The organism is Acidovorax sp. GW821-FHT09B03 (assembly GCF_059418305.1).
In genome coordinates this window covers 32,616-56,010 of record NZ_JBWKPP010000010.1, presented here as the reverse complement: position 1 = coordinate 56,010, position 23,395 = coordinate 32,616, and the positions used below count along the sequence as shown (strand labels likewise).

General features: G+C 68.5%; 21 protein-coding genes. 14 read left to right on the top strand and 7 right to left on the bottom strand.

Going from position 1 to position 23,395, the window contains the following annotated elements:
* Positions 1–57: 57 nt before the first annotated feature.
* Positions 58–657 (top strand): TetR-like C-terminal domain-containing protein, encoded by a 600-nt coding sequence (locus tag AC07PA_RS18545; RefSeq protein ID WP_145698010.1) that lies wholly within the window; start codon positions 58–60, stop codon positions 655–657.
* Here the strand turns inward: AC07PA_RS18545 and AC07PA_RS18540 are convergent.
* Positions 644–2,209: a methyl-accepting chemotaxis protein gene (locus AC07PA_RS18540; RefSeq protein WP_494606131.1), complete on the bottom strand. Its 1,566-nt coding sequence runs from the start codon at positions 2,207–2,209 to the stop codon at positions 644–646. The two genes, AC07PA_RS18545 and AC07PA_RS18540, sit on opposite strands and share 14 nt — an antisense overlap.
* A gap of 228 nt (positions 2,210–2,437) precedes the next feature.
* Between AC07PA_RS18540 and dnaX the strand changes: the two genes are divergently transcribed.
* The 6 genes from dnaX to AC07PA_RS18510 all read left to right on the top strand — a co-directional run bounded on the left by dnaX (position 2,438) and on the right by AC07PA_RS18510 (position 7,790).
* A complete protein-coding gene (gene dnaX / locus AC07PA_RS18535; RefSeq protein ID WP_494606129.1) occupies positions 2,438–4,516 on the top strand; it encodes a DNA polymerase III subunit gamma/tau in 2,079 nt (692 codons plus the stop codon).
* 69 nt (positions 4,517–4,585) lie between these two features.
* Positions 4,586–4,918 carry a YbaB/EbfC family nucleoid-associated protein gene (locus AC07PA_RS18530; protein WP_007847962.1) on the top strand — a complete coding sequence of 111 codons (333 nt, stop codon included), beginning with the start codon at positions 4,586–4,588 and terminating at the stop codon, positions 4,916–4,918.
* 222 nt (positions 4,919–5,140) lie between these two features.
* On the top strand, positions 5,141–5,740 hold the full coding sequence (recR, locus tag AC07PA_RS18525) for a recombination mediator RecR (RefSeq protein WP_007847965.1): 600 nt from the start codon (positions 5,141–5,143) through the stop codon (positions 5,738–5,740).
* A gap of 121 nt (positions 5,741–5,861) precedes the next feature.
* The gene (locus tag AC07PA_RS18520) at positions 5,862–6,284 is read left to right on the top strand and encodes an MAPEG family protein (RefSeq protein WP_494606126.1); all 423 of its coding nucleotides are present in this window, start codon (positions 5,862–5,864) and stop codon (positions 6,282–6,284) included.
* Between the two features lie 154 nt (positions 6,285–6,438).
* Entirely contained in the window at positions 6,439–7,491 is a 1,053-nt protein-coding gene (locus AC07PA_RS18515; protein WP_494606124.1) for an ABC transporter substrate-binding protein, read from the top strand.
* 146 nt (positions 7,492–7,637) lie between these two features.
* Positions 7,638–7,790: a DUF3096 domain-containing protein gene (locus tag AC07PA_RS18510; RefSeq protein ID WP_145698004.1), complete on the top strand. Its 153-nt coding sequence runs from the start codon at positions 7,638–7,640 to the stop codon at positions 7,788–7,790.
* 153 nt (positions 7,791–7,943) lie between these two features.
* On the opposite strand, the gene AC07PA_RS18505 is transcribed toward AC07PA_RS18510, so the two are convergent.
* A complete protein-coding gene (locus AC07PA_RS18505; RefSeq protein ID WP_494606122.1) occupies positions 7,944–9,524 on the bottom strand; it encodes a transglycosylase SLT domain-containing protein in 1,581 nt (526 codons plus the stop codon).
* Positions 9,521–10,297: a hydroxyacylglutathione hydrolase gene (gloB, locus tag AC07PA_RS18500; protein WP_007847979.1), complete on the bottom strand. Its 777-nt coding sequence runs from the start codon at positions 10,295–10,297 to the stop codon at positions 9,521–9,523. The genes AC07PA_RS18505 and gloB overlap by 4 nt, the downstream gene beginning before the upstream one ends.
* Here gloB and AC07PA_RS18495 point away from each other — a divergent pair.
* The 4 genes from AC07PA_RS18495 (at position 10,296) to AC07PA_RS18480 (ending at position 16,341) form a co-directional block, all read left to right on the top strand.
* Positions 10,296–11,123, top strand: coding sequence for a class I SAM-dependent methyltransferase (locus AC07PA_RS18495; protein WP_145698002.1), 828 nt, complete (start codon positions 10,296–10,298; stop codon positions 11,121–11,123). The two genes, gloB and AC07PA_RS18495, sit on opposite strands and share 2 nt — an antisense overlap.
* Before the next feature lie 41 nt (positions 11,124–11,164).
* Positions 11,165–11,614, top strand: a complete 450-nt coding sequence (gene rnhA / locus AC07PA_RS18490) for a ribonuclease HI (RefSeq protein ID WP_035201835.1) — start codon at positions 11,165–11,167, stop codon at positions 11,612–11,614.
* 136 nt (positions 11,615–11,750) lie between these two features.
* Positions 11,751–13,157 carry an efflux RND transporter periplasmic adaptor subunit gene (locus tag AC07PA_RS18485; protein WP_494606119.1) on the top strand — a complete coding sequence of 469 codons (1,407 nt, stop codon included), beginning with the start codon at positions 11,751–11,753 and terminating at the stop codon, positions 13,155–13,157.
* A 34-nt stretch (positions 13,158–13,191) separates the two neighbouring features.
* Complete coding sequence (locus AC07PA_RS18480; protein ID WP_007847991.1) at positions 13,192–16,341, top strand: efflux RND transporter permease subunit; 3,150 nt, start codon at positions 13,192–13,194, stop codon at positions 16,339–16,341.
* 15 nt (positions 16,342–16,356) lie between these two features.
* Here AC07PA_RS18480 and AC07PA_RS18475 read toward each other — a convergent pair whose 3' ends face one another.
* The gene (locus AC07PA_RS18475; RefSeq protein ID WP_494606117.1) at positions 16,357–17,772 is read right to left on the bottom strand and encodes a sigma-54 interaction domain-containing protein; all 1,416 of its coding nucleotides are present in this window, start codon (positions 17,770–17,772) and stop codon (positions 16,357–16,359) included.
* Between the two features lie 156 nt (positions 17,773–17,928).
* Between AC07PA_RS18475 and AC07PA_RS18470 the strand changes: the two genes are divergently transcribed.
* Positions 17,929–19,557, top strand: a complete 1,629-nt coding sequence (locus tag AC07PA_RS18470) for an AMP-binding protein (protein ID WP_494606115.1) — start codon at positions 17,929–17,931, stop codon at positions 19,555–19,557.
* A 32-nt stretch (positions 19,558–19,589) separates the two neighbouring features.
* The gene (locus AC07PA_RS18465; protein ID WP_494606113.1) at positions 19,590–20,351 is read left to right on the top strand and encodes an enoyl-CoA hydratase/isomerase family protein; all 762 of its coding nucleotides are present in this window, start codon (positions 19,590–19,592) and stop codon (positions 20,349–20,351) included.
* Between the two features lie 29 nt (positions 20,352–20,380).
* On the opposite strand, the gene AC07PA_RS18460 is transcribed toward AC07PA_RS18465, so the two are convergent.
* Genes AC07PA_RS18460 through AC07PA_RS18450 form a run of 3 tightly spaced genes read right to left on the bottom strand, consistent with a single transcriptional unit; the run spans position 20,381 to position 22,453 of the window.
* The gene (locus AC07PA_RS18460) at positions 20,381–21,022 is read right to left on the bottom strand and encodes a glutathione S-transferase family protein (RefSeq protein ID WP_494606111.1); all 642 of its coding nucleotides are present in this window, start codon (positions 21,020–21,022) and stop codon (positions 20,381–20,383) included.
* 35 nt (positions 21,023–21,057) lie between these two features.
* Positions 21,058–21,936, bottom strand: coding sequence for a helix-turn-helix transcriptional regulator (locus AC07PA_RS18455; RefSeq protein ID WP_494606109.1), 879 nt, complete (start codon positions 21,934–21,936; stop codon positions 21,058–21,060).
* Between the two features lie 28 nt (positions 21,937–21,964).
* Positions 21,965–22,453 carry a YbhB/YbcL family Raf kinase inhibitor-like protein gene (locus AC07PA_RS18450; protein WP_494606107.1) on the bottom strand — a complete coding sequence of 163 codons (489 nt, stop codon included), beginning with the start codon at positions 22,451–22,453 and terminating at the stop codon, positions 21,965–21,967.
* Between the two features lie 278 nt (positions 22,454–22,731).
* On the opposite strand from AC07PA_RS18450, the gene AC07PA_RS18445 reads away from it, so the two are divergent.
* On the top strand, positions 22,732–23,214 hold the full coding sequence (locus tag AC07PA_RS18445) for a VOC family protein (RefSeq protein WP_007848000.1): 483 nt from the start codon (positions 22,732–22,734) through the stop codon (positions 23,212–23,214).
* Positions 23,215–23,395 lie beyond the last annotated feature (181 nt).

Sequence of the window (23,395 nt, the reverse complement as noted above, 5' to 3'; positions counted from 1 at the left end):
CAGCGTCAAGATGGCTGCATTGTCGGTGCCGATCTTGACTGTGTCAAGATTGCCGCCATGACCGATCTGCAAGCCTCCCGCGCGCCCTACCACCATGGCGATCTGCGTGCCGCCCTGCTGGCCGCCGCAGAGTCTTTGCTGGCCACGGGCGCCACGCTCAGCCTGCGCTCGGTGGCCAAGGCGGCGGGCGTGTCACACGCTGCCCCTTACCACCACTTCGCCAACCTGGAGGCCTTGCTGGCGGCGGTGGCTGCGCGGGGTTTTGACGACCTGGCGGCGGCCATGCGGGGGGCACAGCAGGGCGGCGACACAGCGGCCACCCTGGTCGGGCACTGCACCGCGTACGTGGCCTTTGCGCTGGCGCGCCCAGCCGTGTTCCGGCTCATGTTCAGCCCCTTGTTGCAGCGCAAGGCCGAGCACCCGGCCCTGCAGGCGGCGGCGGATGGCTCGTTCCAGGTGCTGCTGCAGGCGGCCCGGGCCCATGTGCCCGAGGGGGGCGATGCACTGGCCCTGGCGGGCTGGAGCCTGGCCCATGGCCTGGCCAGCCTGGCGATCGACGGGGCCCTGTCCACCGCGCCCGTGGCTGTGCCATCGGCGCACGAACTGGCTGCCGTGCTGGCGGCGCGGCTGTTGAAGGGCGGTTTCAGCCCAGCCTGAACACGCTGACCAATTGTTCCAGCTTGGCCGCCTGCACGTTCAGCGATTCGGCGGCCGAGGCCGCTTCCTCGACCAGGGCGGCGTTCTGCTGTGTGACCTGGTCCATGTTGGAGATGGCCACGTTCACCTGGTCGATGCCCGACGACTGCTCCTGGCTCGCGGAGGCGATCTCGCTGATGATCTGCGTGACCTGCTGAACGCTCTTCACCACCTCGGTCATGGTGCTGCCGGCTTCGTCGACCAGGCGCGTGCTTTCACCCACCTTGTTGACCGAGGCGTCGATCAGCTGCTTGATCTCCTTGGCCGCTTCGGCGCTGCGCTGGGCCAGGCCGCGCACTTCGCTGGCCACCACCGCAAAGCCACGGCCCTGCTCACCCGCGCGCGCCGCTTCCACGGCGGCGTTGAGCGCCAGGATGTTGGTCTGGAAGGCAATGCCATCGATCACGCCGATGATGTCCACGATCTTCTTCGACGAGGTATTCACCTCGCCCATGGTGCTCACCACCTGGTTGACCACGGTGCCGCCGCGCACCGCCACCTGGGAGGCCGTGTTGGCCAGCTGGCTGGCGTGGCGTGCGTTGTCGGCGTTCTGGCGCACGGTGCTGGTCAGCTCCTCCATGGACGCTGCCGTCTGCTGCAATGCGCTGGCCTGCTGTTCGGTGCGCGCCGAGAGGTCGTTGTTGCCCGCCGCGATCTCGGTCGATGCCGTGGCGATGGACTGCGTGCCCGAGCGCACCTCGCTCACGATGTTGGCGATGCTGGTGCGCATGGCCTGCATGCCGTGCAGCAGGCTGGACTGGTCGCCCGGTTGCAGGGCGATGTCCATCGACAGGTCGCCCTGCGCCATCTGCTCGGTGATGCGGGCCGCGTAGTCGGGCTCGCCGCCCAGCTGGCGCAGGATGCCGCGCGAGATTAGCATGCTCACCCCCAGCAGCACGCCGGCCAGCGCCAGCGCGCCCAGGCCGAACTTGACGATGCGCTCGTTGACGGTCGAATTCACCGTGTCCACGTACACGCCCGAGCCCACCACCCAGCCCCAGGGGGCAAAGCCCTTGACGTAAGAGGCCTTGAGCACCGGGTCGGTGCTGCCGGGCTTGGGCCACAGGTAGAGCACGAAGCCCGCCTCGCGGGCCTTGACCACGTTCACGAACTCCACGAACAGGCGCATGCCCGTGGGGTCCTTGTTGTCCGAGAGGTCCTTGCCATCGAGCTCGGGGCGGATCGGGTGCATCACCATCACCGGCTGCATGTCGTTGATCCAGAAATACTCGTTGCCGCTGTAGCGCATGGCGCGCAGGCTGTCCTTGGCCATCTGCTGGGCCTGTGCCTCGGGCATCTTGCCGGCCTTGGCCTGGGCATGGAAGTGGACGATCAGGCTGTGCGCCGATTCGACGTTCTGGCGCACGCTGCTCTTGCGCTCTTCCATGATGAGGCTGCGCTCCGAGCCGAGCAAAATGGCGGTGATGACCGCGATGCCGGCGAGCGCGCAGGCAATCAGCAGGCCCATGCGCCTGGCGATCCCCATGGGCCGCCGCTGGGAGGTATCCACCATATACAGCCACCTTCCATCGTGCGTTGGTGGCAGGCTGCATGCGGGCATGCCTGCCACAGAGCGTGAATACGTTCCTGGCCCATGCTAGGCAGGGTGTTGCAGGATGTACAGAGGACTGCCCGCAGTGTTTTCCCGGGTTGCAAGCGGCGGCTTTTGGGAGGTGAAAGCAGGTGCACGTGGCGGCGAGCGCTGCGCAGGGGCATCCGCAGACCCCCTTAGAATCAGGCCATGTCCTATCTCGTGCTCGCCCGCAAGTACCGCCCCCGCAATTTCACCGAAATGGTGGGGCAGGAGCACGTCGTGCAGGCGCTCACCAATGCGCTCACCCAGCAGCGCCTGCACCATGCCTACCTGTTCACGGGGACGCGGGGCGTGGGCAAGACCACGGTCTCGCGCATCCTGGCCAAGTCGCTCAACTGCCAGGGGCCCGACGGCACGGGCGGCATCACCGCCACGCCCTGCGGCGTGTGCCAGGCCTGCACCGACATCGACAGCGGCCGCTTCGTCGACTACACCGAGCTCGATGCCGCCTCCAACCGCGGCGTGGACGAAGTGCAGAGCCTGCTCGAGCAGGCGGTGTACAAGCCGGTGCAGGGGCGCTTCAAGGTCTTCATGATCGACGAAGTGCACATGCTCACCAACACGGCCTTCAACGCCATGCTCAAGACGCTGGAGGAGCCGCCCGAGTACCTGAAGTTCGTGCTCGCCACGACCGACCCGCAGAAGGTGCCGGTCACGGTGCTCAGCCGCTGCCTGCAGTTCAACCTGCGCCCCATGGCACCCGAGACGGTGCTCGGCCACCTGACCCAGGTGCTCGCGGCCGAAAACGTGCCGGCCGAGCCCCAGGCCCTGCGCCTGCTTTCGCGCGCGGCGCGCGGCTCCATGCGCGACGCTCTTTCGCTCACCGACCAGGCGATCGCCTTTGGCAGCGGCCAGCTGCAGGAAGCCGGCGTGCGCCAGATGCTGGGGGCCGTGGACCGCTCCTATGTATTCCGCCTCATCGAGGCCCTGGCCCTGGGCGATGGCAAGACGGTGGTGGAAACCGCCGATGCGCTGCGCATGAACGGCCTGTCGGCCGCCTCCACGCTGGAGGAGATGAGCGCCGTGCTGCAGCGCATGGCCGTGTTCCAGGCCGTGCCGCAGATGGTGGGCGCAGTGGATGCCGACGACCCCGAGGCCGCCGAGACCGCACGCCTGTCGGCCGCCATGCCCGCCGACGAGACCCAGCTGCTGTACAGCCTGTGCCTGCACGGCCGCGGCGAGCTGGGCCTGGCGCCCGATGAATACGCGGCCCTGACCATGGTGCTGCTGCGCCTGCTGGCCTTCAAGCCCGCCACCACAGACGGATCGGCGGAAAAAAAAACTCTGACGCGGCCTGAGCCGCAGGCTGTCACCGCCCCGGCGCCTGCCGCCGCGCGGGCTCCTGTTGCTTCTGCTGTTGCTTCGCCCGCGCCCGTCGTGGCCGTGGCGGCTCCTGTCGCTGCTGCCCCGGTGGTGGCGCCCCTGGCCCCGCCCGCCGCCGAGGTGGCCGCAGTGCCGGCACCGGTTGCCGCGGCGCAGTCCCCGGTGCCTGTGGCCGCGACGGCTCCTTCTTCTGCGGTGCCAGCGCCGACTCCCGTGGCCGCTGCCGCACCCCAGGCCATGGCCCTGCCGGTGCGCACGCTCGATGATTTCGACCGGCAGCACGGTGGTGGTGGCGACGGTGACGAGGACGGGCGCGCAGGCGAGGCTGCAGACCCCCTGGATTCTTTTTCTTCCGCCGCATCATCCCCTCCATCCGCTGCGGCCGTGGCCGAGCGCCCGGCTGCCGATGTGATGTCCATCCCCGTGCGCAGCATGTCCGCCGAGCCTGGCGCACGCCTGCAGCCCACGGCGCATTCGCCTTCTGCGGCATCGCTGCCCGCTTCGGCCCGCTATACGCCGACCGAAGAGGGCGAGGTCTGGTACACCACCGTGCAGTCCCTGGTGGCCGCCGAAGCGATCACCGCCCTGGTGCGCGAACTGGCGCTGCAATCGCAGCTGGTGGCGCGCGACGGGGCCCACTGGCTGCTGCGCGTGGAGCGCGAGTCGCTCAACCAGCCGATGGCGCGCGAGCGCCTGCGCAGCGCGCTGGAGGCTGCCGGCCACGCCACCCAGATCACCGTCGAGGTGGGCGTGGTGATCGACAGCCCCGCCCGCCGCAACGCCGCCGCTGCCGCCGAGCGCCAGCGCGTGGCCGAAGAGATCGTGATGAATGACCCCTATGTGCAGACGCTGCTGCGCGACCATGGCGCGAAAATCGTGCCGGGCAGCATCAAGCCTGCGTGAGGCGCCTTCACCGGTACCGATAGATAGATAGACAGACAGACAACAACCTCCAACCCAAGGACCACCACCATGTTCAACAAAGGACAACTCGCCGGCCTGATGAAGCAAGCCCAGGCCATGCAGGACAACCTGAAGAAGGCCCAGGACGAACTGGCCTTCATCGAAGTGGAAGGCGAATCCGGCGCCGGCCTCGTCAAGGTGCTCATGACCTGCAAGCACGACGTCAAGCGCATCACCATCGACCCCAGCCTGCTGGCCGAGGACAAGGACATGCTCGAAGACCTGGTGGCTGCTGCGTTCAACGCGGCGGTGCGCAAGGCGGAGGAGACTTCCAGCGAGAAGATGGGCAAGCTGACAGCCGGGATGCCAGGCCTCCCCGGCGGCATGAAACTTCCCTTTTGAGGGCTGGCTACCGAGCGGCCTTCATGCGTCGTTGGGCGGTGCTCGCAATCCTCACGTACAGGAAGTACGTTCCGGTTGCTGCGCTCCGTCCGCCTAGCCTGAAGACCGCTCGCTACGCCCTGGAGTGCGGGGTATGAAGGCAGGGGCGGCGCTTCGTTCGCTTTGCTCACTGGCGCCTGGCAGAGTTCGTTTTTTTCAGGCACTTGCTGCTTACACTGGCCTATGGCTTCTTCTTCGTCCACCAACTCTCTTGACGTTCTGATCCAGGCGCTGCGGCGGCTGCCGGGGGTGGGGGTGAAGTCGGCTTCGCGCATGGCGTTCCATCTGTTGCAGCATGACCGCGAGGGGGCGCAGGCCTTGTCGCGGGCGCTGCAGGATGCTGCGGAATCGGTGCACCACTGCAGCCGCTGCCATACCTTCACCGAGGCCGAGGTGTGCAGCACCTGCCTGGACCCGGAGCGCGATGCCACGCGGCTGTGCGTGGTGGAGACGCCGGCGGACCAGTCGGCGCTGGAGCGCACCGGGGCCTTCAAGGGGCTGTATTTCGTGCTGATGGGGCGGCTCAGCCCGCTCGACGGCATCGGCCCCAAGGAGATCGGCCTGCACAAGCTCATGGACCGGGCCAGCGACGGCACGGTGCAGGAGGTGATCCTGGCGACCAATTTCAATGCCGAGGGCGAGGCGACGGCGCATGTGATCAGCGAGGCGCTCAAGGCCCGGGGCCTGCATGTCACGCGGCTGGCGCGCGGCGTGCCGGTGGGCAGCGAGCTCGAGTACGTGGACCTGGGCACCATCGCCCATGCGCTGGTGGATCGGCGCTGATCGGCGGCAGCAGTGCAGCCCCAGCCTCCGGGGCCGCTTAGAATCCCTCCCCCCACTACTACTATCAATTCAATAGCTTGCCAGTCAGGACTGGCAGGCCATACCAAGAAAGTCAATTCCAATGAACTCCCTGCACATGGCGCGCTTCACGGCGGCCTACTGGTGTGTGCTGGTGGCTGCATTGCTGCCCATGGTGTGCTCCTACATGGCCAAGAGCGGTGGGCTGGGCAAGTCCCGCAAGGAGGGCGGTTTCGACAACCGCGACCCGCGCGGCTGGCTGGCCCGGCAGACGGGCTGGCAGGCGCGCGCCAATGCGGCGCAGACCAACAGTTTCGAGGCGCTGCCGTTCTTCATCGGTGCCGTGGTCATTGCGCACCAGCTCGGCGCCGGCCAGACGCTGCTGGACCTGGCGGCTCTGCTGTGGGTGTTTCTGCGCATTTTCTACATCATGATGTATGTGTCGGACATGCCGACCGTGCGCAGTGCGCTGTGGTCGGGCGCCTTCCTGGTGAACGTTGGCATCCTGTTTCTCGGATACCGCTGATCGGCAGGACGCGGGCCCTTGCGGGCCCCGGTTTTCGGCCCTTGCCACTGTCACCTACGTATTAGTCCTCAGGGGTAGTCCCTGATGCCCGATGGGGCATGCTGAGGCACGATTGTTGCAGTGCAACAATGGGCGCTCCGCCTTTCTTTTTTCCATGCCACCACCCCTGCTCAGCCGCCGCGCATTTGGCGCCGTATCCGCCCTCTCGGCGGCTGCGGTGTTCGCGCCTGCCGTGCTCTCGCAGCAGGCGGCCGCCCCGGGGCTGGGCCGCGTCACCGTGGCCGTGGGCGGGCAAAGCGTGCTCTACCACCTGCCGCTGGCGCTGGCCGACCTGCTGGGCTACTTCGAGAGCGAGGGCCTGCAGGTGGCGGTCTCCGACTTTGCCGGCGGCGCCATGGCGCTGCAGGCGGTGCTCACCGGCGTGGCCGACGTGGGGTCGGGGGCCTATGAGTACACCATCCGCCAGCAGGCGCGTGGCAACCACCTGCGCGCCATGGCCGTGCATGGCCGTGCGCCGCAGATCGCCATGGGGGTGTCGCGCAAGGCGCTGCCGCGCTATGGCGAAATCGGTGACCTGGCGGGCCGGCGCATCGGCGTCTCGGCCCTGGGTTCGTCCACGCACCTCATGGCCATCCACCTGCTGGCGCGCGCCGGCGTGCGCGAGCGCGACGTGGGCTTCATCGGCGTGGGCTCGGGTGCGCCGGCCGTCGCGGCCTTGCGCACGGGCCAGGTGCATGCCCTGTGCCATGCCGACCCCATCATGACGCTGCTCGAGCAGAAGATGGACGTGACCATCGTCGGCGACATGCGCACCCTGAAGGGATCGCACGAGATGTTCGGTGGCAACATGCCGGCGGGTTGCCTGTATGCACCGCAGGCCTTCGTGCAACGGCAGGCTGCCCAGGTACAGGCGCTGACCAATGCCATCGTGCATGCGCTCAAGTGGCTGCAGACGGCGGCACCGGCCGACCTGATCAAGGTGGTGCCGCCCCACTACCTGCTGGGCGACCGCGGGCTCTACCTGGCCGCGTTCAGCCGTGTGCGCGAGACCTTTTCGCCCAACGGCCTGATGCCCGACGACGGGCCTGCCACCGCGCTGCGCGTGCTGGGCCGCACCGGCCCGGAGGTGGCCGACGTGAAGGTGGACCTGGCGCGCACCTTCAGCAATGAGTGGGTGCGCAAGGCACGCCTGAAATACAACGTCTGAACCAGCGCAGCGCCCTGGATGGGCGGGGGACACCATTGTCCGAAAAATGCGCTTTCGGGTCGGGAAGATGGCTTACATTGGCCAGCGCTCCGGATGCGTAACCTCCGGATACCGATTACCACCCAGCCAACAAGGACTGCTCCACCATGTCGTTCACCCTCAGCATCGGCCCGCTCGTCTCCCTGATCGCGGGCATCCTCATCCTCGTCATGCCGCGCCTGCTCAGCACCATCGTGGCGATCTACCTCATCGTCATGGGCGTGCTGGGACTCATGGGCATGCACTCCCTCAAGCTTTGAGGGGGTGAGTCGCTGAGAAAACTCCCCTGGCGTCGTTGCCTCGTCTTGCCGTACTTTCAGTACTGTCTGCGACGAGGTGCCTAGCCAGGAAAGTCTTTCAGCCGCTCTTGAGGACAGGGTCTGTCTGCTTGTTGTGCGGCAGACCCGTGGGGTTCAGCGTTTCTTCACTTTGGAAGGCGTGCCGCCGCGCTTGGCGGGGGCGGACGGCGGGGCCTTGGCCGCGCTTTGCTTGTTGCCGCGGGCCTGCACCACGTTGCGCACGTTCGATGAACGCACCTGGGTGGCGGCCGCGGCCACGGCGGCGCGCACCGGCAGGTAGACCACGACCTGCTGGCCCAGCTTGAAGGCGGCGCCGGCCTTCACGTCGTTCCAGTCGGCCACGCTGCTGGCGCTCAGGTTGTAGCGCTTGGCCACGCTGGCCACGGTTTCACCCTTGCGGGCGCGCACCGTGGTGCGGCGCGTGACGATCTCGGGGGCAAAGGCCAATTGGCCGTTGTCGGCCAGGTGCGAGGACACGTCCTCGCGCGTGGTCACGGAGCGCGGCACCATCAGCGCCGAGCCGGCCTTGATCAGCATGCGCGGGGGGATGTTGTTCATGGCGCGCAGATCGGCCTCGCTCATGCCGGCGCGCTGGGCGGCGTCGGCCACCGTCATCGTGGTGGGCACGGACCACACGGTCCAGCTCGCGTACTGGCCTTCGCGGCGCGCTTCCAGGTTGCGCTGGAAGACCTTGGCGTTGTCCCAGGGCAGCAGGATCTGCGGCGTGCCGGCCGCCAGGATCACAGGGCGCTTGTACGAAGGGTTCAGCGCGCGGAAATCCTCCTCGCGGATGCCCGAGAGGCTGGCCACCAGCGCCACATCGATGTCGTGGGTGATGTCCACCGTCTGGAAGTAGGGGTGGTTCTCGATCAGCGGCAGTTCGGCCTTGAAGGCGTCGGGGTTGGCCACGATGTTCTTCACCGCCTGCAGCTTGGGCACGTACAGCCGGGTTTCGGCCGGCATGTTCAGGTCCGTGTAGCTGGTGCCCAGGCCCGCCTTCTGGTTGCGCGCAATGGCGCGGCCCACGCTGCCTTCGCCCCAGTTGTAGGCAGCCAGGGCCAGGTGCCAGTCGCCGAACATGCCATAGAGCTTCTGCAGGTAATCGAGGGCCGCGCGGGTCGATGCCAGCACGTCGCGCCGGTCGTCGCGGAAGGCGTTCTGCTTGAGATCGAAATAGCTGCCCGTGGCCGGCATGAACTGCCACATGCCGGCCGCCTTGGCGCTCGACACGGCCTGCGGGTTGAACGCGCTCTCGATGTAGGGCAACAGCGCCAGCTCGGTCGGCATGCCGCGGCGCTCCAGTTCCTCGACGATGTGGAACAGGTACTTGCTCGAGCGCTCCGTCATGCGCTGGATGTAGTCGGGCCGCGTGGCATACCACTGCTCGCGGTCCTGCACCAGCTCGTGCTGCAGGTCGGGCATGGCGAAGCCGCGGCGTATGCGGTCCCACAGGTCGGCCGGGGCCGACAGCGAGGCCACGCCGCCGTTGTTGAAGGCGTTCACCGCCATGATGGGCTGCAGTGGCCCATTCGGGATGAACGGCGTGTGCGCGGGGCGTGCCGGGGTGTTGCTGGTGGGGGTAGGGGTGCCATCCGGCGTGCCGGACGCCGTGTTGTTGGCGGTGTTGGTTCCGGTGGTGGCGCAGCCAGTCAGCCAGAGCATGCCCGCCAGGCATGCGATGTGCACAATTTTCATCGAAACTCGTTTTTCCATTGGCGCAGGGCAGCCAGCACTGCCACCGCGTCGTGTTGATCGGTCTGCTGGTGGAACCGCTGTGCCGCCTGGCGCACCTCGGACTCGCGCACTCGCAGGAAGGGGTTCACCGCGCGCTCCTGCGCAATGGTCGATGGCAGCGTGGGTACGTTGCGTGCCCGCTGTTCCTCGCACCAGCCGAGGTAGTGGACCAGATCCTGGTTGCCGGGTTCCACCGCCCGTGCGAATTTAAGGTTCGAGAGTGTGTATTCGTGCGCACAGCACACCCGCGTGTGGCCTGGCAGCGCGGCCAACTGGTCGAGCGAGCCGAGCATCTGGGCCGGCGTGCCCTCGAACAGGCGCCCGCAGCCGGCCGAAAACAGCGTATCGCCGCAGAACAGCACGGGCGCACCCCCGATGTCCGCGCAGTAGAAGGCGATGTGCCCGGCCGTATGGCCCGGCACGTCCAGCACCGTGAAGTGCAGGCCGGCCACGTCCACCGTGTCCCCGGCGGACAGGCGCACCAGGGGTTCGGGGATCTTCTCGCGTGCCGGGCCGTACACGGTGGCGCCCGTGGCCTCGCGCAGCACGTCCACCCCACCCACATGGTCGTTGTGGTGGTGCGTGACTAGAATGGCCTGCAATCGCAGTCCCTGGTCGTGCAAAGCCTTCTGTACCGGTGCGGGATCTCCCGGGTCCACGACAATGGCCTGGCGCGTGTCGTGCAGCATCCAGATGTAGTTGTCGGCAAAGGCGGGCAGCGGTAGCAGGTTCATGAGCGATCAAATTATAGGTTTGCACCATTGGTTCGATTCCCCGCCCGGCCGTTACCTGCTGGCCTGGGAGCAGGCGCGGCTGGATGAGGCGGTGGCCGACCTCTTCGGCTACCACGCCGTGCAGCTGGGCATGCCGCTGCTGGACGGCCTGCGTGCCAACCGCATGCCCAACCAGTGGCTGGTGCTGGGCCAGGAGGCGGCGGACGGCGAGGGCCTGCCGACGGACGCCGGCCTGCGCGCGGATGGTACTCCCCGCCAGGGCATTGCGCTGCTGGCCGAGCCCGTGGCCCTGCCGTTTGCGGAGGGCAGCCTCGACCTGGTGGTGCTGCCCCATACGCTGGAGCTGAGCATCGACCCCCACGCCGCGCTGCGCGAGGTGGCGCGCGTGCTGGTGCCCGAAGGGCGCGTGGTGATCAGCGGCCTCAACCCCATGAGCCTGTGGGGCCTGCGCCAGCGGCGTGCGCGGCTGTACGGCCGGCTGGGCCGCAGCACGCTGTACCTGCCCGACGTGGGCGAGTTCATTGGCTACCGCCGCCTGCGCGACTGGCTGCGATTGTTGAGCTTCGAGGTCGAATCCGCGCGGTTTGGCTGTTATTGTCCGGCGGTGCGCAGCAGCCAGTGGATAGAGCGCTTTGGCTGGCTGGACCCGCTGGGCGAGAAATGGTGGCCGATCTTCGGAGCCGGGTACTTCCTGGTGGCCGTCAAGCGCGTGCATGGCATGCGCCTGCTGGAGCCCGGCTGGCGCACCGCCCGCCAGCGCAACGCGGCCACCGTGCCCGTGGCGCACCGCACACCCTCGCCACCGGGCGCCACCCATCGGCGCTGATGGCGATGGACATGAAAGAAGAACGAGAACAGGAATCCAATTTGAACGAGGTCGTGATTTACACCGATGGCGCCTGCAAGGGCAACCCTGGCCCTGGCGGCTGGGGCGTGCTGCTGCGCGCAGGCACGTCGGAGAAGGAGTTGTTCGGCGGCGAGCTGGGCACCACCAACAACCGCATGGAACTGCTGGCTGTGATCGAGGCGCTGGCTGCCCTGAAGCGCCCCTGCGCCGTCACCCTGTACCTGGACAGCGAGTACGTGCGCAAGGGCATCACCGAGTGGATCCACGGCTGGAAGGCCCGTGGCTGGCGCACCGCCTCCAAGGCCCCGGTGAAGAACGTGGAGCTGTGGCAGCGCCTGGATGCGCTGGTCGCCAGCGGCGGGCACCGCATCGACTGGCGCTGGGTCAAGGGCCACTCGGGCGATCCCGGCAACGAGCGCGCCGACCAATTGGCCAACAAAGGCGTGGACAAGGCGCTGGGCCGGATCTGAGACGCAAGGGGCGTGGATCTGTCTCCAATGCCCCACCCCGGTATCGCCGGAGGCTGCGGTTTTGGACACACACTGATACATTGATGGATTGTCCGCACCCATGCGGCTCCACCGATTTCATTGCTGCTGCTGATCCATGGCGTCCAAAACCCGTTACATCGTTGTTGCTGTCGTCGGCATTGCTGCCGCATCGGGGGCCGCATGGTGGCTTCAGCGACCCGCTGCGCCGCCCAAGACGGACGCTGCATCCGCGCCCGCAGGGGGCAACGCCCCCTCGGCCGGTGCGCGGGGCCCGGGCGGGCAGGGTGGTGCAGGCCGGGTGGTGGCCGTAGAGGCCGTGCCCGTGCGCCAGATGGCGCTGCGCGACGATGCCGAGGCCGTGGGCAGCCTGCGCTCGCGCCGCAGCGTGGTGCTGCGCCCCGAAGTCAGCGGGCGCATCACGGCACTCAATTTCACCGATGGCCAGCGCGTGCGCCAGGGCCAGGTGCTGGTGCAGTTCGACGACCAGTTGCCCCGCGCCCAGGTACAGCAGAGCCAGGCCGAACTGTCCATCGCCCAGGCCAACCACAAGCGCAACCAGGAGCTGGTGGCCCAGGGCTTCATCAGCCAGCGCTCGGTCGACGAGAGCGCGGCCAACCTCGAAGTGGCCCAGGCCAAGCTCGCGCTGGCGCAGGCCACCGCCTCGCGGCTGCGCATCCTGGCGCCGTTCGATGGCATTGCCGGCATCCGCGGCGTGAACGTGGGCGACTACCTCAAGGACGGTGCCGACATCGTCAACGTGGAAGACCTGGACGTGGTGTACGTAGACTTTCGCCTGCCCGAGCGCCTGCAGGCCAAGGTGCGCACCGGCCAGACGGCGCGCGTGGCCTTCGATGCGCTGCCCGGCGTGCGCTACGCCGCCGTCATCCAGGCCATCAACCCGCAGATCGATGCCGATGGCCGCGCGGTCGCCGTGCGCGGCTGCATCGACAACCGCCGCCTGCAGCTGCGCCCCGGCATGTTCGCGCGCGTGACCACGGTGTTCTCCGAACGTGCCAACGCCCGCGTGGTGCCCGAGGAGGCCATCGTGCCCGAGGGCAGCAACGCCTTCGTCTACAAGGTGATCGAGGGCAAGGAGCCCGGCACCCGCGTGAGCCAGCGCACCGCCGTGAAGCTGGGCGCACGTGCCCCCGGCCTGGTGGAGGTGGTGGACGGCCTGGCCGCCGATGACCTGGTCGTCACCGCCGGCCAGCAGCGCATCCAGCGCGACGGCACCGCCGTGCGCGTGGTGGTGCTGGGCCAGCCGGAGGCGGCTGGCAAGGCCAAGGGCGCTGGCGGGCCTGCGCGCGCGGCCTCGGGCGCTGCGTCGGGCACAGCCACCGCGGCCGATGTACCCGCCTCTGCCGCACCGGCTCCCGTGCCGGCCCCGGCGGCCCCTGCTGCGCCCGCCGCACCTGCGGTGGCCGTGCTGGCCGAGCCGCCGCCCGGCCCCAACCCCTGCCAGGTGGCGGGCACCGCCCCGGGCCGCCAGGCCCCTGCCGCAGCGCCACGCCAGCCCGGCTGAGCGAGCCGGCGACCCCCCTCCATGAGCCCCTGCCATGCAACTCGCTGAACTATCGATCCGCCGGCCGGTGTTTGCCACCGTGCTGTCGCTGCTGGTGCTGCTGATCGGCGCCGTGAGCTTCACGCGCCTGTCGGTGCGCGAATACCCCAAGATCGACGAGCCCGTGGTCACCGTCAGCGTGCGCTATGCGGGGGCCTCGGCCGAGGTGATCGAGTCGCAGGTCACCAAGCCGCTCGAAGACTCGATTGCCGGCATCGACGCGGTGGACGTGATCACCTCCATCAGTCGTGCCGAGCAAAGCCAGATCAGCGTGCGCTTTCGCCTGGAGAAGGACGCCGACAACGCCGCCGCCGAGGTGCGCGACCGCACCGCCCGCGTGCGCAACCGCCTGCCCGATGCGGTGGACGAGCCCGTCATCGCCAAGGTCGAGGCCGACGCCTCGCCCGTGATGTGGCTGGCCTTCAGCAGCGACACGCGCACCCCGCTGGAGATCAACGACCTGCTCAACCGCATCGTCAAGCCGCGCCTGCAGACCGTGACCGGCGTGGCCGACGTGCCCATCTACGGTGAGCGCCGCTACGCCATGCGCGTGTGGCTCGACCCCGAGCGCATGGCCGGCTACCGCCTGACCACGCAGGACGTGGAAGACGCGATCCGCCGCAACAACCTGGAGCTGCCCGCCGGCCGCATCGAGTCGCAGCAGCGCGAATTCAGCGTCACCTCGCAGACCGATCTGGCCAGCCCGGCGCAGTTCTCGAACGTGGTGATCCGCACCGTCAACGGCTTTCCGGTGCGCATCCGCGACGTGGCGCGGGTGGAGGAGGGCGCCGCCAGCGACCGCAGCCGCGTGCGCTTGAACGGGCGCGAGGCCATCTCGCTGGGCGTGATCCGCCAGGCCACGGCCAACCCGCTGGAGCTGTCGGCCGGCGTGCGCGCCATGCTGCCCACGCTCAAGGCCGACCTGCCGCCGGACATCGCGATCGACATCGCCAACGACAACTCGCTGTTCATCGACCGCTCGGTGAAGAGCGTCTACACCACCATTGCCGAAGCCGTGGTGCTGGTGGCGCTGGTGATCTTCGTCTTCCTGCGCACGGCGCGCGCCTCCATCATCCCCATCGTCACCATCCCGGTGAGCCTGGTGGGCAGCTTTGCGCTGATGTCGCTGGCCGGCTTCTCGATCAACACTCTCACCTTGCTGGCCCTGGTGCTCGCCATCGGCCTGGTGGTGGACGATGCCATCGTGATGCTGGAGAACATCTACCGGCACATCGAGGAGGGGCTCGATCCGTTCTCGGCCGCCATCAAGGGCGCGCGCGAAATCGGCTTTGCCATCGTCGCCATGACGCTGACCCTGGTGGCCGTGTATGCGCCGCTGGCCTTCACCCCGGGCCGCACGGGCCGGCTGTTCGTCGAGTTCGCGCTGGCGCTGGCCGGCGCCGTGGTGGTTTCGGGCTTCGTGGCGCTCACGCTGTCGCCCATGATGTGCTCGCTGCTGCTCAAGCACAACCCCAAGCCCAACTGGTTCGACCGCTCCATGGAGCGCTGGCTCACGGCCCTGTCGGACGCCTATGGCCGCCTGCTGCGCTGGATCGTCACCGCGCGCTGGGGCGGCCGGGCGGGGGGCGTGCGCGGCGCGCTGTTCCAGGCGCGTTGGCTGGTGATCCTGGCCATGGTGGTCAGCGGCGCCGCGCTGGTGCTGGTCTACCCCGGCATGCGCCAGGAGCTCTCGCCGCTGGAGGACCGCGGCACCATCCTGGTCAACGTCACCGCGCCTGACGGCGCCACGCTGGACTACACCAACCGCTATGCGCTGGAGCTCGAAAAGGTGGGCCGCGACTACCCCGAGTTCGACCGCATTTTCGCCAACATCGGCAACCCCACGGTAGCGCAGGGCAGCGTGATCTACCGCACGGTGGACTGGGAGAACCGCTCGCGCAGCACGCTCAACATGGTGCGCGAGCTGCAGCCCAAGGTGGTCGGCCTGCCGGGGGTGAATGCCTTCTTGATCACGCCGCCGTCGCTGGGCCAGCCGTTCCGCGCGCGCCCACTCACCTACGTGATCCAGACCTCCGACAGCTACGAGAACCTCAACGCCGTGTCCAACGCCATGATGGCCGAGATCGCCAAGAACCCCGGCATCATCTCCCCCGAGGCCGACCTGCGCCTGAACAAGCCCGAGCTGCGCATCGCCGTCAACCGCGACCGCGCCGCCGACCTGGGCGTGAGCGTGGACGTGGTGGCCAAGGCCATCGAGACCATGCTGGGCGGGCGCACCGTCACGCGCTACAAGCGCGACTCCGAGCAGTACGACGTGATCGTGCAGACCCAGGCCAGCGGCCGCACCACGCCCGAGAACATCGACAGCATCTACGTGCGCGGCCGCAACGACGCGATGATCCCGCTCTCGAGCCTGGTCAACGTCAAGGAAAGCGTGAGCCCGCGCGAGCTCAACCACTTCGGCCAGCGCCGCTCGGTCACCATCACGGCCAACCTGTCGCCCGAGTACTCGCTGGGCGAGGCCCTGGGCTTCATGGACGCCACGGCCGCCAAGGTGCTCAAGCCCGGCTACACCACCGATTTGAACGGCACCTCGCGCGAGTTCCGCAGCTCGCAGGGGGCTCTGGGCATCGTCTTCCTGCTGGCGCTGGTGTTCATCTTCCTGGTGCTGGCGGCGCAGTTCGAGAGTTTCATCGACCCGCTGGTGATCATGGTCTCGGTGCCGCTGTCCATGATCGGCGCGCTGCTGGCGCTCAAGTGGAGCGGGGGCTCGCTCAACGTGTACTCGCAGATCGGCCTGATCACGCTGGTGGGGCTGATCACCAAGCACGGCATCCTGATCGTCGAGTTCACCAACCAGCTGCGCGAGCAGGGCCTGGAAATGGTGGACGCGCTCGTCAAGGCCTCGGCCCAGCGCCTGCGCCCCATCCTGATGACCACGGGCGCCATGGTGCTCGGCGCCATCCCGCTGGCCCTGGCCTCGGGCGCCGGTGCCGAAACGCGCTCGCAGATCGGCTGGGTGATCGTGGGCGGCATGTCGCTGGGCACGCTGCTCACCATCTTCGTCGTGCCCACCATGTACACCCTGTTCGCGCGCAAGGCCGTGCCCGGGGCCAACACCGCCGTGGCCGCGGAGGAACCCGCCGAGCCGCTGCACCCACCGCACGACTACGTGGCGAAATAGGCCGGTTCGGCCGTCCTAGGCCAGTGGCCGCTCCAGCGCGATGCCGTGCAGGCGCAGCTTGGCATACAGCGTGGGCTTGGCAATGCCCAGGGCCTGCGCCGCGCGTGTCACGTTGTAGCGGTGGGCCTTGAGCGCCTGCACGATGGCCTCGCGCTCGGCCGCGCGCAGGCTGCGCACTTCGGTGCCAGGGGCTGAGTCCGCGGGGGCCTGTGCACCCGGTGACGCCGGCACCAGGCCCAGCACGCCGGCATCGAGCGTGCCGCCCTCGCTCAGGTTCACCAGCCGCTCCATGGCGTTCTCCAGCTCGCGCACATTGCCCGGCCAGGGGTGCTGCAGCAGGGCGGCCAGTACGGCAGGCGGCAAATCATGCACCGGCTTGCCCAGCGCCGTACCGTAGCGCGCCAGGAAATGCGTGGCCAGCAGCGCCACGTCGGCCGGGCGCTCGCGCAGCGGCGGCAGGGTCAGTGCGATCACATGGCAGCGGTAATACAGGTCCTCGCGGAACTCCTTGCGCGCCACCATGGCGTGCAGGTCGCGGTTGCTGGCCGTGACCACGCGCGCATCCACGCGCACGGCGCGCGTGCTGCCCAGGCGCACCACCTCGCGCTCCTGCAAAACACGCAAGAGCTTGGCCTGCACATCGAGCGGCAGCTCCGACACCTCGTCCAGAAAGATGGTGCCGCCGCTGGCCGCCTCGAACTTGCCCGGCCGCCCCTCGCGCTGAGCACCCGTGAAGGCGCCCGGCGCATGGCCGAACAGCTCGCTCTCGATCAGATCGCGCGGCAGCGCCGCGCAGTTCACCGCGATGAAGGGGCCGTCGCGCCGCGCGCTGGCGTTGTGGATGGCCTGGGCCAGCACCTCCTTGCCCGTGCCGCTCTCGCCGCACAGCAGCACATTGGCCTGGCCCGCAGCCGCCTTGCGCGCAGCGGCGATGGTGGCGCGCAGCGCGGGGCTCTGCCCGACCATGGTGTCGAAGGTGTGCCGCGCCTGGCTGCCCGCCAGGCGGTCCGCCAGCCGGTGCACGCCGCTGATCTCGCGGAAGGTGTTCACCACCGACAGCACGCGCCCGTCGGCTGCCTTTACGGGCACCGCCGTGTCCAGCACATGCAGCTGAAAGCGCGGCGTGGCGATGATGCGCTCGCGGTCGGTATAGCCCTCGCCGGTCAGGAACACCTGCTCCACCATGGTGTCGAAGTCGAGCAGCGACCCCAGCGTGCGCCCCTGCGCCAGGTGGCGCGGCAACCGCAGCTGGCGCGCCGCCTCGGCATTGAGGTGGCGCACCACGCCCCCGGGCTCCAGCACCATCAGGCCATAGGGCACATGGTTCACCAGGGTCTGCAGCTCCTCGATAAGCTGGCCCTGGCGCTCCAGCAGGTCATCGGGCCTGCCGGCTGCAGCAGGGGGCGGGGAGGGTGGTCGCTTGGTGGGCATGGTGTTGCAATATGAAACGTTCAATTATTGAACGTTCGTTGCAAATCATATGCCCCCACGTCGGATGCAGAGAGCGGCGTTCCCAGATAAAACCGGCCTGCCGCATGTGGCACGGAGCTTGCCCTGAGAGCAGGGCCTTCCTATCCTGCAACACCCATGGCCAACGCCCCTTCCACCACCACCCACGACCCCTTCGCCCCCTCGCTCGGTGCCGAGCTGCGCCGCGCGGCCGCCGAGGTACCCGAGCAGCCCTTCATCCGCATGGCGGCAGGCGAGTGGTCCTACCGCCAGATCGACGAGGAAAGCGACCGCCTGGCCGCCGGCCTGCATGCCCAGGGCGTGCGTGCGGGCCACCACGTCAGCCTCATGCTGCCCAACTGCATCGAGATGGCCGTGCTCTGGTTCGCGCTGGCCAAGCTGGGTGCGGTGGCCGTGCCGGTCAACACCTCGTTTCGCGGCACGGTGCTGGCCGACGCGGTCAACCTCGTGGAAAGCCGCCTGGCTGTGGTGCACGCCAGCTTGCACCCCCAGTGGGCCGACGTGCAGGCCCGGTTGGCCACGGCCACCCAGGTCTTCGTGGTGGGGGCCGATGCGGCCGATGCGGCCGATGCGGCCGATGCGGCAGGATGCTCACCCTACGCCTTGCTGCGCAGCGTGGAGCCCACAGAGCACACCCTGCCGCGCCCCGAAGTCGCTTGCGATGCACTGTGCCTGCTGCTCTACACCTCGGGCACCACGGGCCGCTCCAAGGCGGCCATGATCGCGCACCGCTTCGTGCTGGCCCAGGCACGGCTGTTCATCGCGGGGCTCGAACTGCGGCCCGACGACGTGCTGTACTGCCCGTACCCGATGTTCCACCTGGACGCCACGGTGATGACCATCGTGCCCGCGCTGCTGCTGCGCGGCGTGGCCGCCATCGGCGAGCGCTTCAGCGTCTCGCGCTACTGGGACGAGGTGCGCGCCCTGCAGGCCACCGTGTTCGACTTCATGGGCGCCACGGTCACCATGCTGTGGAAGCAGGCGCCATCACCCCGCGACCGCGACCACCGCGCGCGCCTGGGCTGGGGCGTGCCCCTGCCCGCGTTCGCCCCGCAGTTCGAGGAGCGCTTCGGCTGCCGTCTGGTAGAGCTGTACGGCTCCACCGAGGCCGGCGGCGTGATGTACACGCCGCTGCACGAACCGCGGCGCAGGGGTTCGTGCGGCAAGGTGGCCCCTGCCTTCCGTGCACGGCTGGCAGACCCGCAGGGCTTCGAAGTGCCCGTGGGCCAGCCCGGCGAACTGCTGCTGCGCCCCGAGCAGCCCGGCCTGCTCATGCAGGGCTACTACGGCATGCCCGAGGCCACGCTCGCCGCCTTCAAGGACCTGTGGTTCCACACCGGCGACCTGCTGCGCCAGGACGAAGAGGGGTACATGTACTTCGTCGGCCGCACCAAGGACATCGTGCGCCGCCGCGGCGAGAACATCTCGGCCGCCGAGGTCGAGATGGGCATCGAGACCCACCCCGACGTGCTCGAATGCGCCGTGTTCGGCGTGCCCAGCGAGATGACCGAGGAAGAGGTCATGGCCTGCGTGGTGCTGCGCCCTGGGGCCAGCCTGAGCCCCGAAGCCTTGGCGCAGCACTGCAGCGAACACATGGCCCGCTTCATGGTGCCGCGCTACCTGCGCCTGCTGCCCGCACTGCCCAAGACCCCCACCGACAAGGTCGAGAAATTCCGCCTGCAGGCCGAAGGCATTGCGCCGGGGACCTGGGACCGCGAAGCAGAGACGCTGCGCACCACCAACTGACCATCCAACGAACGAAGAAAGCGAGACCAACCATGAGCTTTGCCACCCACACGATGGACGGCGCCGTCAGCGTCGTCACCCTGCAGCGCCCCGAGCGACTCAATGCGATCAGCGGCACGCTGCTGGTGGACCTGCACACCGCCCTGCAGGCCGCGCAGAACGAGCCCGCCACGCGCTGCATCGTGTTCACTGGCGCAGGCCGCGCCTTCTGCGCAGGCGACGACCTCAAGGAGTTCGGTGAACAGTCCGAAAGCCCCGCCGCCATCGCCGAGCACTGCGAGCGCATCCAGCAGATCACGCGCGACATCATGTTCGGCCCCAAGCTCGTCATCGGCGCCGTGCACGGCTATGCCGTGGGCGGCGGCTTCGAGTGGGTACTCAACTGCGACATGGTGGTCGCTGCAGACACCCTGGTCTGCTTCTTCCCCGAGATGGCACTGGGCCACTTCGTCACCGGCGGCGTCACCCACCTGCTGCCCCAGGCCCTGGGCCACCAGCGCACGATGGAGCTCATCGTGCTGGGCGAACGCCAGAGCGCCGCGGACCTCAAGGCCCAGGGCCTGGTCAACCGCGTGGTGCCTGCCGACCAGATGCTGCCCACCGCCCTGGCCCTGGCCGCCGAGGTGGCCACCCGCTCGGCTGGCGCCACCGCGCGGCTCAAGCGCGTGCTGACTTCAGGCCTGGGGCCGAAGATCGAAGAGGCGCTGGTGGCAGAGGGCAAGGCTGCGAATGCCTGCTTTGCAGACCCGGATACGGCGCTGCGGATCGGGGTGTTTGCGAAGGGAAGGTTGTGATGTCGCGCAAGCTCCGTTGAACCGCGCTGTCAGCCCAGCAACGGCACCAGATCCGGATCCCCCTTCGCCATCGCACGCTGGTACGCCGGCCGCGCCCCGATGCGCTGTAGGTACGCGCGGATGTTGGGGTAAGGCCCCAGATCCAGCGGCTGGAACAGCCGCATGGTGGTGAGCGAGAACACGCTCATCACATCGGCGGCCGTGAACTCCTGCCCTGCGAAGTAGGGCACCTCGCCCAGTCGGGCCTCCACCAGCGCCAGCACCCGGTCCAGGCGTACCTGCGCGTTCTGCTGTACCGGGTGGTCGGCAGGCAGCTGGGCGCGGTTGACCACCATCATGCGGCCCATCACGGGCATCAGGTTGCCATTGGAGAAGTGGAACCAGTACAGGTACTGCGCGTAGTCGGCATGGTCCTGCGAGAGCTTGAGGCGGCCGCCGCCATGCTTGGCGATGATGTACTCGACGATGGCGGCCGACTCGGCCAGCAGCAGGCTGCCGTCTTCGATGAGCGGCGCGGCGCCCAGCGGGTGCAGGGCCTTGAGTTCGGGCGGCGACAGGCGCGTGACGGCATCGCGCTTGTAGTGCACCAGGTCGTATTGCAGGCCCAGCTCTTCGCAGAGCCAGACGATGCGTTCGGATTGGGAGTGGCCGAGGTGGTGGATTTTGAGCATGGGTGTTGGATGTTGTGGGGGAGGGGACGAAAGGATCAACTGGCGCCGCGCTCGTGCCCGCGCACGGCCGTGGGGGCAAAGCCGAAGCGCTGGCGAAAGCGCACCGCGAAGCGCGAGGGCGATTCATAACCCACCGACAGCGCGATGGATGACACCGGCTGCGTGGTGGCCTGCAGCAGCGTGAGCGCGGTGGCCATGCGCGCGTCCACCAGCAGCTGGGTGAGCGATGCGCCCTCGGCCACCAGGCGGCGGCGCAGCGTGGCCTCGGACACGGCCAGTTCATTGGCGATGCGGCTGGCGGTCCATTCGGCGTCGAGCCGACCCGCGATCAGTGCGCGCACCTTGACCGATACGCCGGGGTTCACGGGCGGGGCGTGCAGGGCGATGCCATGCTGCTCCAGCAACCAGTGCAGCACCTCCAGCACGCGCTGGCGCGCGATGGATGCGGGCAGGGCTGCATCCGGTGCCAGTGACTGCGCAGCGTGCCCGAACGCGCTCGCCAACTTCGGCGCCACCTGCGGCACCAGGCGCACCGATGCGCCCGTGGTGCCGGAACGCTCGGCCTGCGCGGCGCGGGCCCGGTAGTAGGGGTCTTCGAGCAGCGCCGGGTCGAACACCAGCCAGCGCGCTTCGTAGTGGTCCACCCCTTCGGGCACGGCGTTGGTGAAGTCCACCGTCTGCTGGCCGTCGATCACGATGGCCTGCCCGGGCATGGCGCAGGCCGTGGCACCGCGCTCGGCGCGCACGGTCTTGGTGCCCTGGTCCACCAGGATCAGCGCGGGCTGGTCCATGCGCATGCGCAGGATTTCCAGCCCACGCCCCTGCAGCACATGGGCTGCCATGCCCACGCCGGGCAGGGCGTGGATGCTGCGGGCCAGGTGGGTGCCGTCGGGCTGGGAGTGGCGTGGGCGCATGGTGGGATCGTGCTCCGTGGTGGCTCGCTCAGCGTGCGCCCATGGCGGTGAAGCTGGCCTTGCCCACCGTGTGGGCCCCCGCCATGAAGGCCAGCAGCGCCGGCGTGGCCGTGGGCGGCAGGTCCAGCCGCGGCACGTCGAGCGCGGTCACGGTGACCACATAGCGGTGCGTTTCGCCCGGCGGGGGCAGGGGTCCCCCATAGCCGGGTACGCCCATGTCGGTGTTGATCTCCACTGCACCCGGGGGCAGTGCGCCGGTGCCCGCCACGCCCGCGCCACGCGGCAGCGCGCGGGCGCTGGCGGGGATATTGGCCACGGCCCAGTGCCACCAGCCCGAGCCGGTGGGGGCATCGGGGTCGTACATCGTGACGATAAAGCTCTGCGCATTGGCCGGAGCGCCCTGCCATTCGATTTGCGGCGACAGGTTGTCGCCCGGGCCGCCCATGGCGCTGGCAAACTGCGCGCGGGCCACCCGGCCATCGGCCATGTCGGGGCTGTGCACAGTGAATGGTGGCATGGCACCGCCTGGGCCTGGCGCGACGACGGTGCAGGCTGCCAGAGGGGCGAGCAGCGGCAGTGCGAGCAGGGCGCGAAACGTGGAAAAAGAGGTGGTGAAAAGCATGTCGGTTCCCGGTGGTTGGTGTGGGGAAAGTCTAGGTTCCCGGGTGCTTTCAAAGGGTGCGGCGCCAATCGCATTCTGTGCCAATCCGATCAAGCAGGTGTCCTACAAGTGCTTGCCTTGCGGGCGAGGATCGAAAGCGACACACTGGCCGCTTTCTGACACAGGAGACCTGCATGCCCGCCGCCAAGAACACCGTTTGCATCTGGTACGACAGCGAAGCCGAGGCCGCTGCCAACTTCTACGCCCAGACCTTTCCGGACAGCCAGGTGGCGGCCGTGCACCAGGCGCCATCCGACTTCCCGGGCGGCGGCAAGAAGGGCAATGTGCTGACGGTGGAATTCACCGTCGCCGGCATCCCCTGCATTGGCCTGAACGGCGGCCCACAGTTCAAGCACAGCGAGGCCTTCTCGTTCCAGATCGCCACCGACGACCAGGCCGAGACCGACCGCCTGTGGAACGCCATCGTCGGCAACGGCGGGCAGGAGAGCCAGTGTGGCTGGTGCAAGGACCGCTGGGGCATCAACTGGCAGATCACGCCGCGTGTGCTGACCAATGCCATGGCCCAGGGCGGCGATGTGGCCAAGCGTGCGTTCCAGGCCATGATGCCCATGAGAAAGATCGATGTGGCGGCGATAGAAAAGGCCGTTCGCGGCTGAGCCTGGTCGTGTGAAGTTTTGTCGGCGCATCGGAGAAATTTTTTTCCCCGATGCGGTTGACGGGCAGCGAAACACCACGCCATAATCCGCCCCGCAGCCGCTTGCCGGCCTGTCGTAAGCGTTACCGTCATCCAACGCGTCCTTTGTCGAGAGGAGCCCAGTAAGGGCGTGTCTCGGCGTT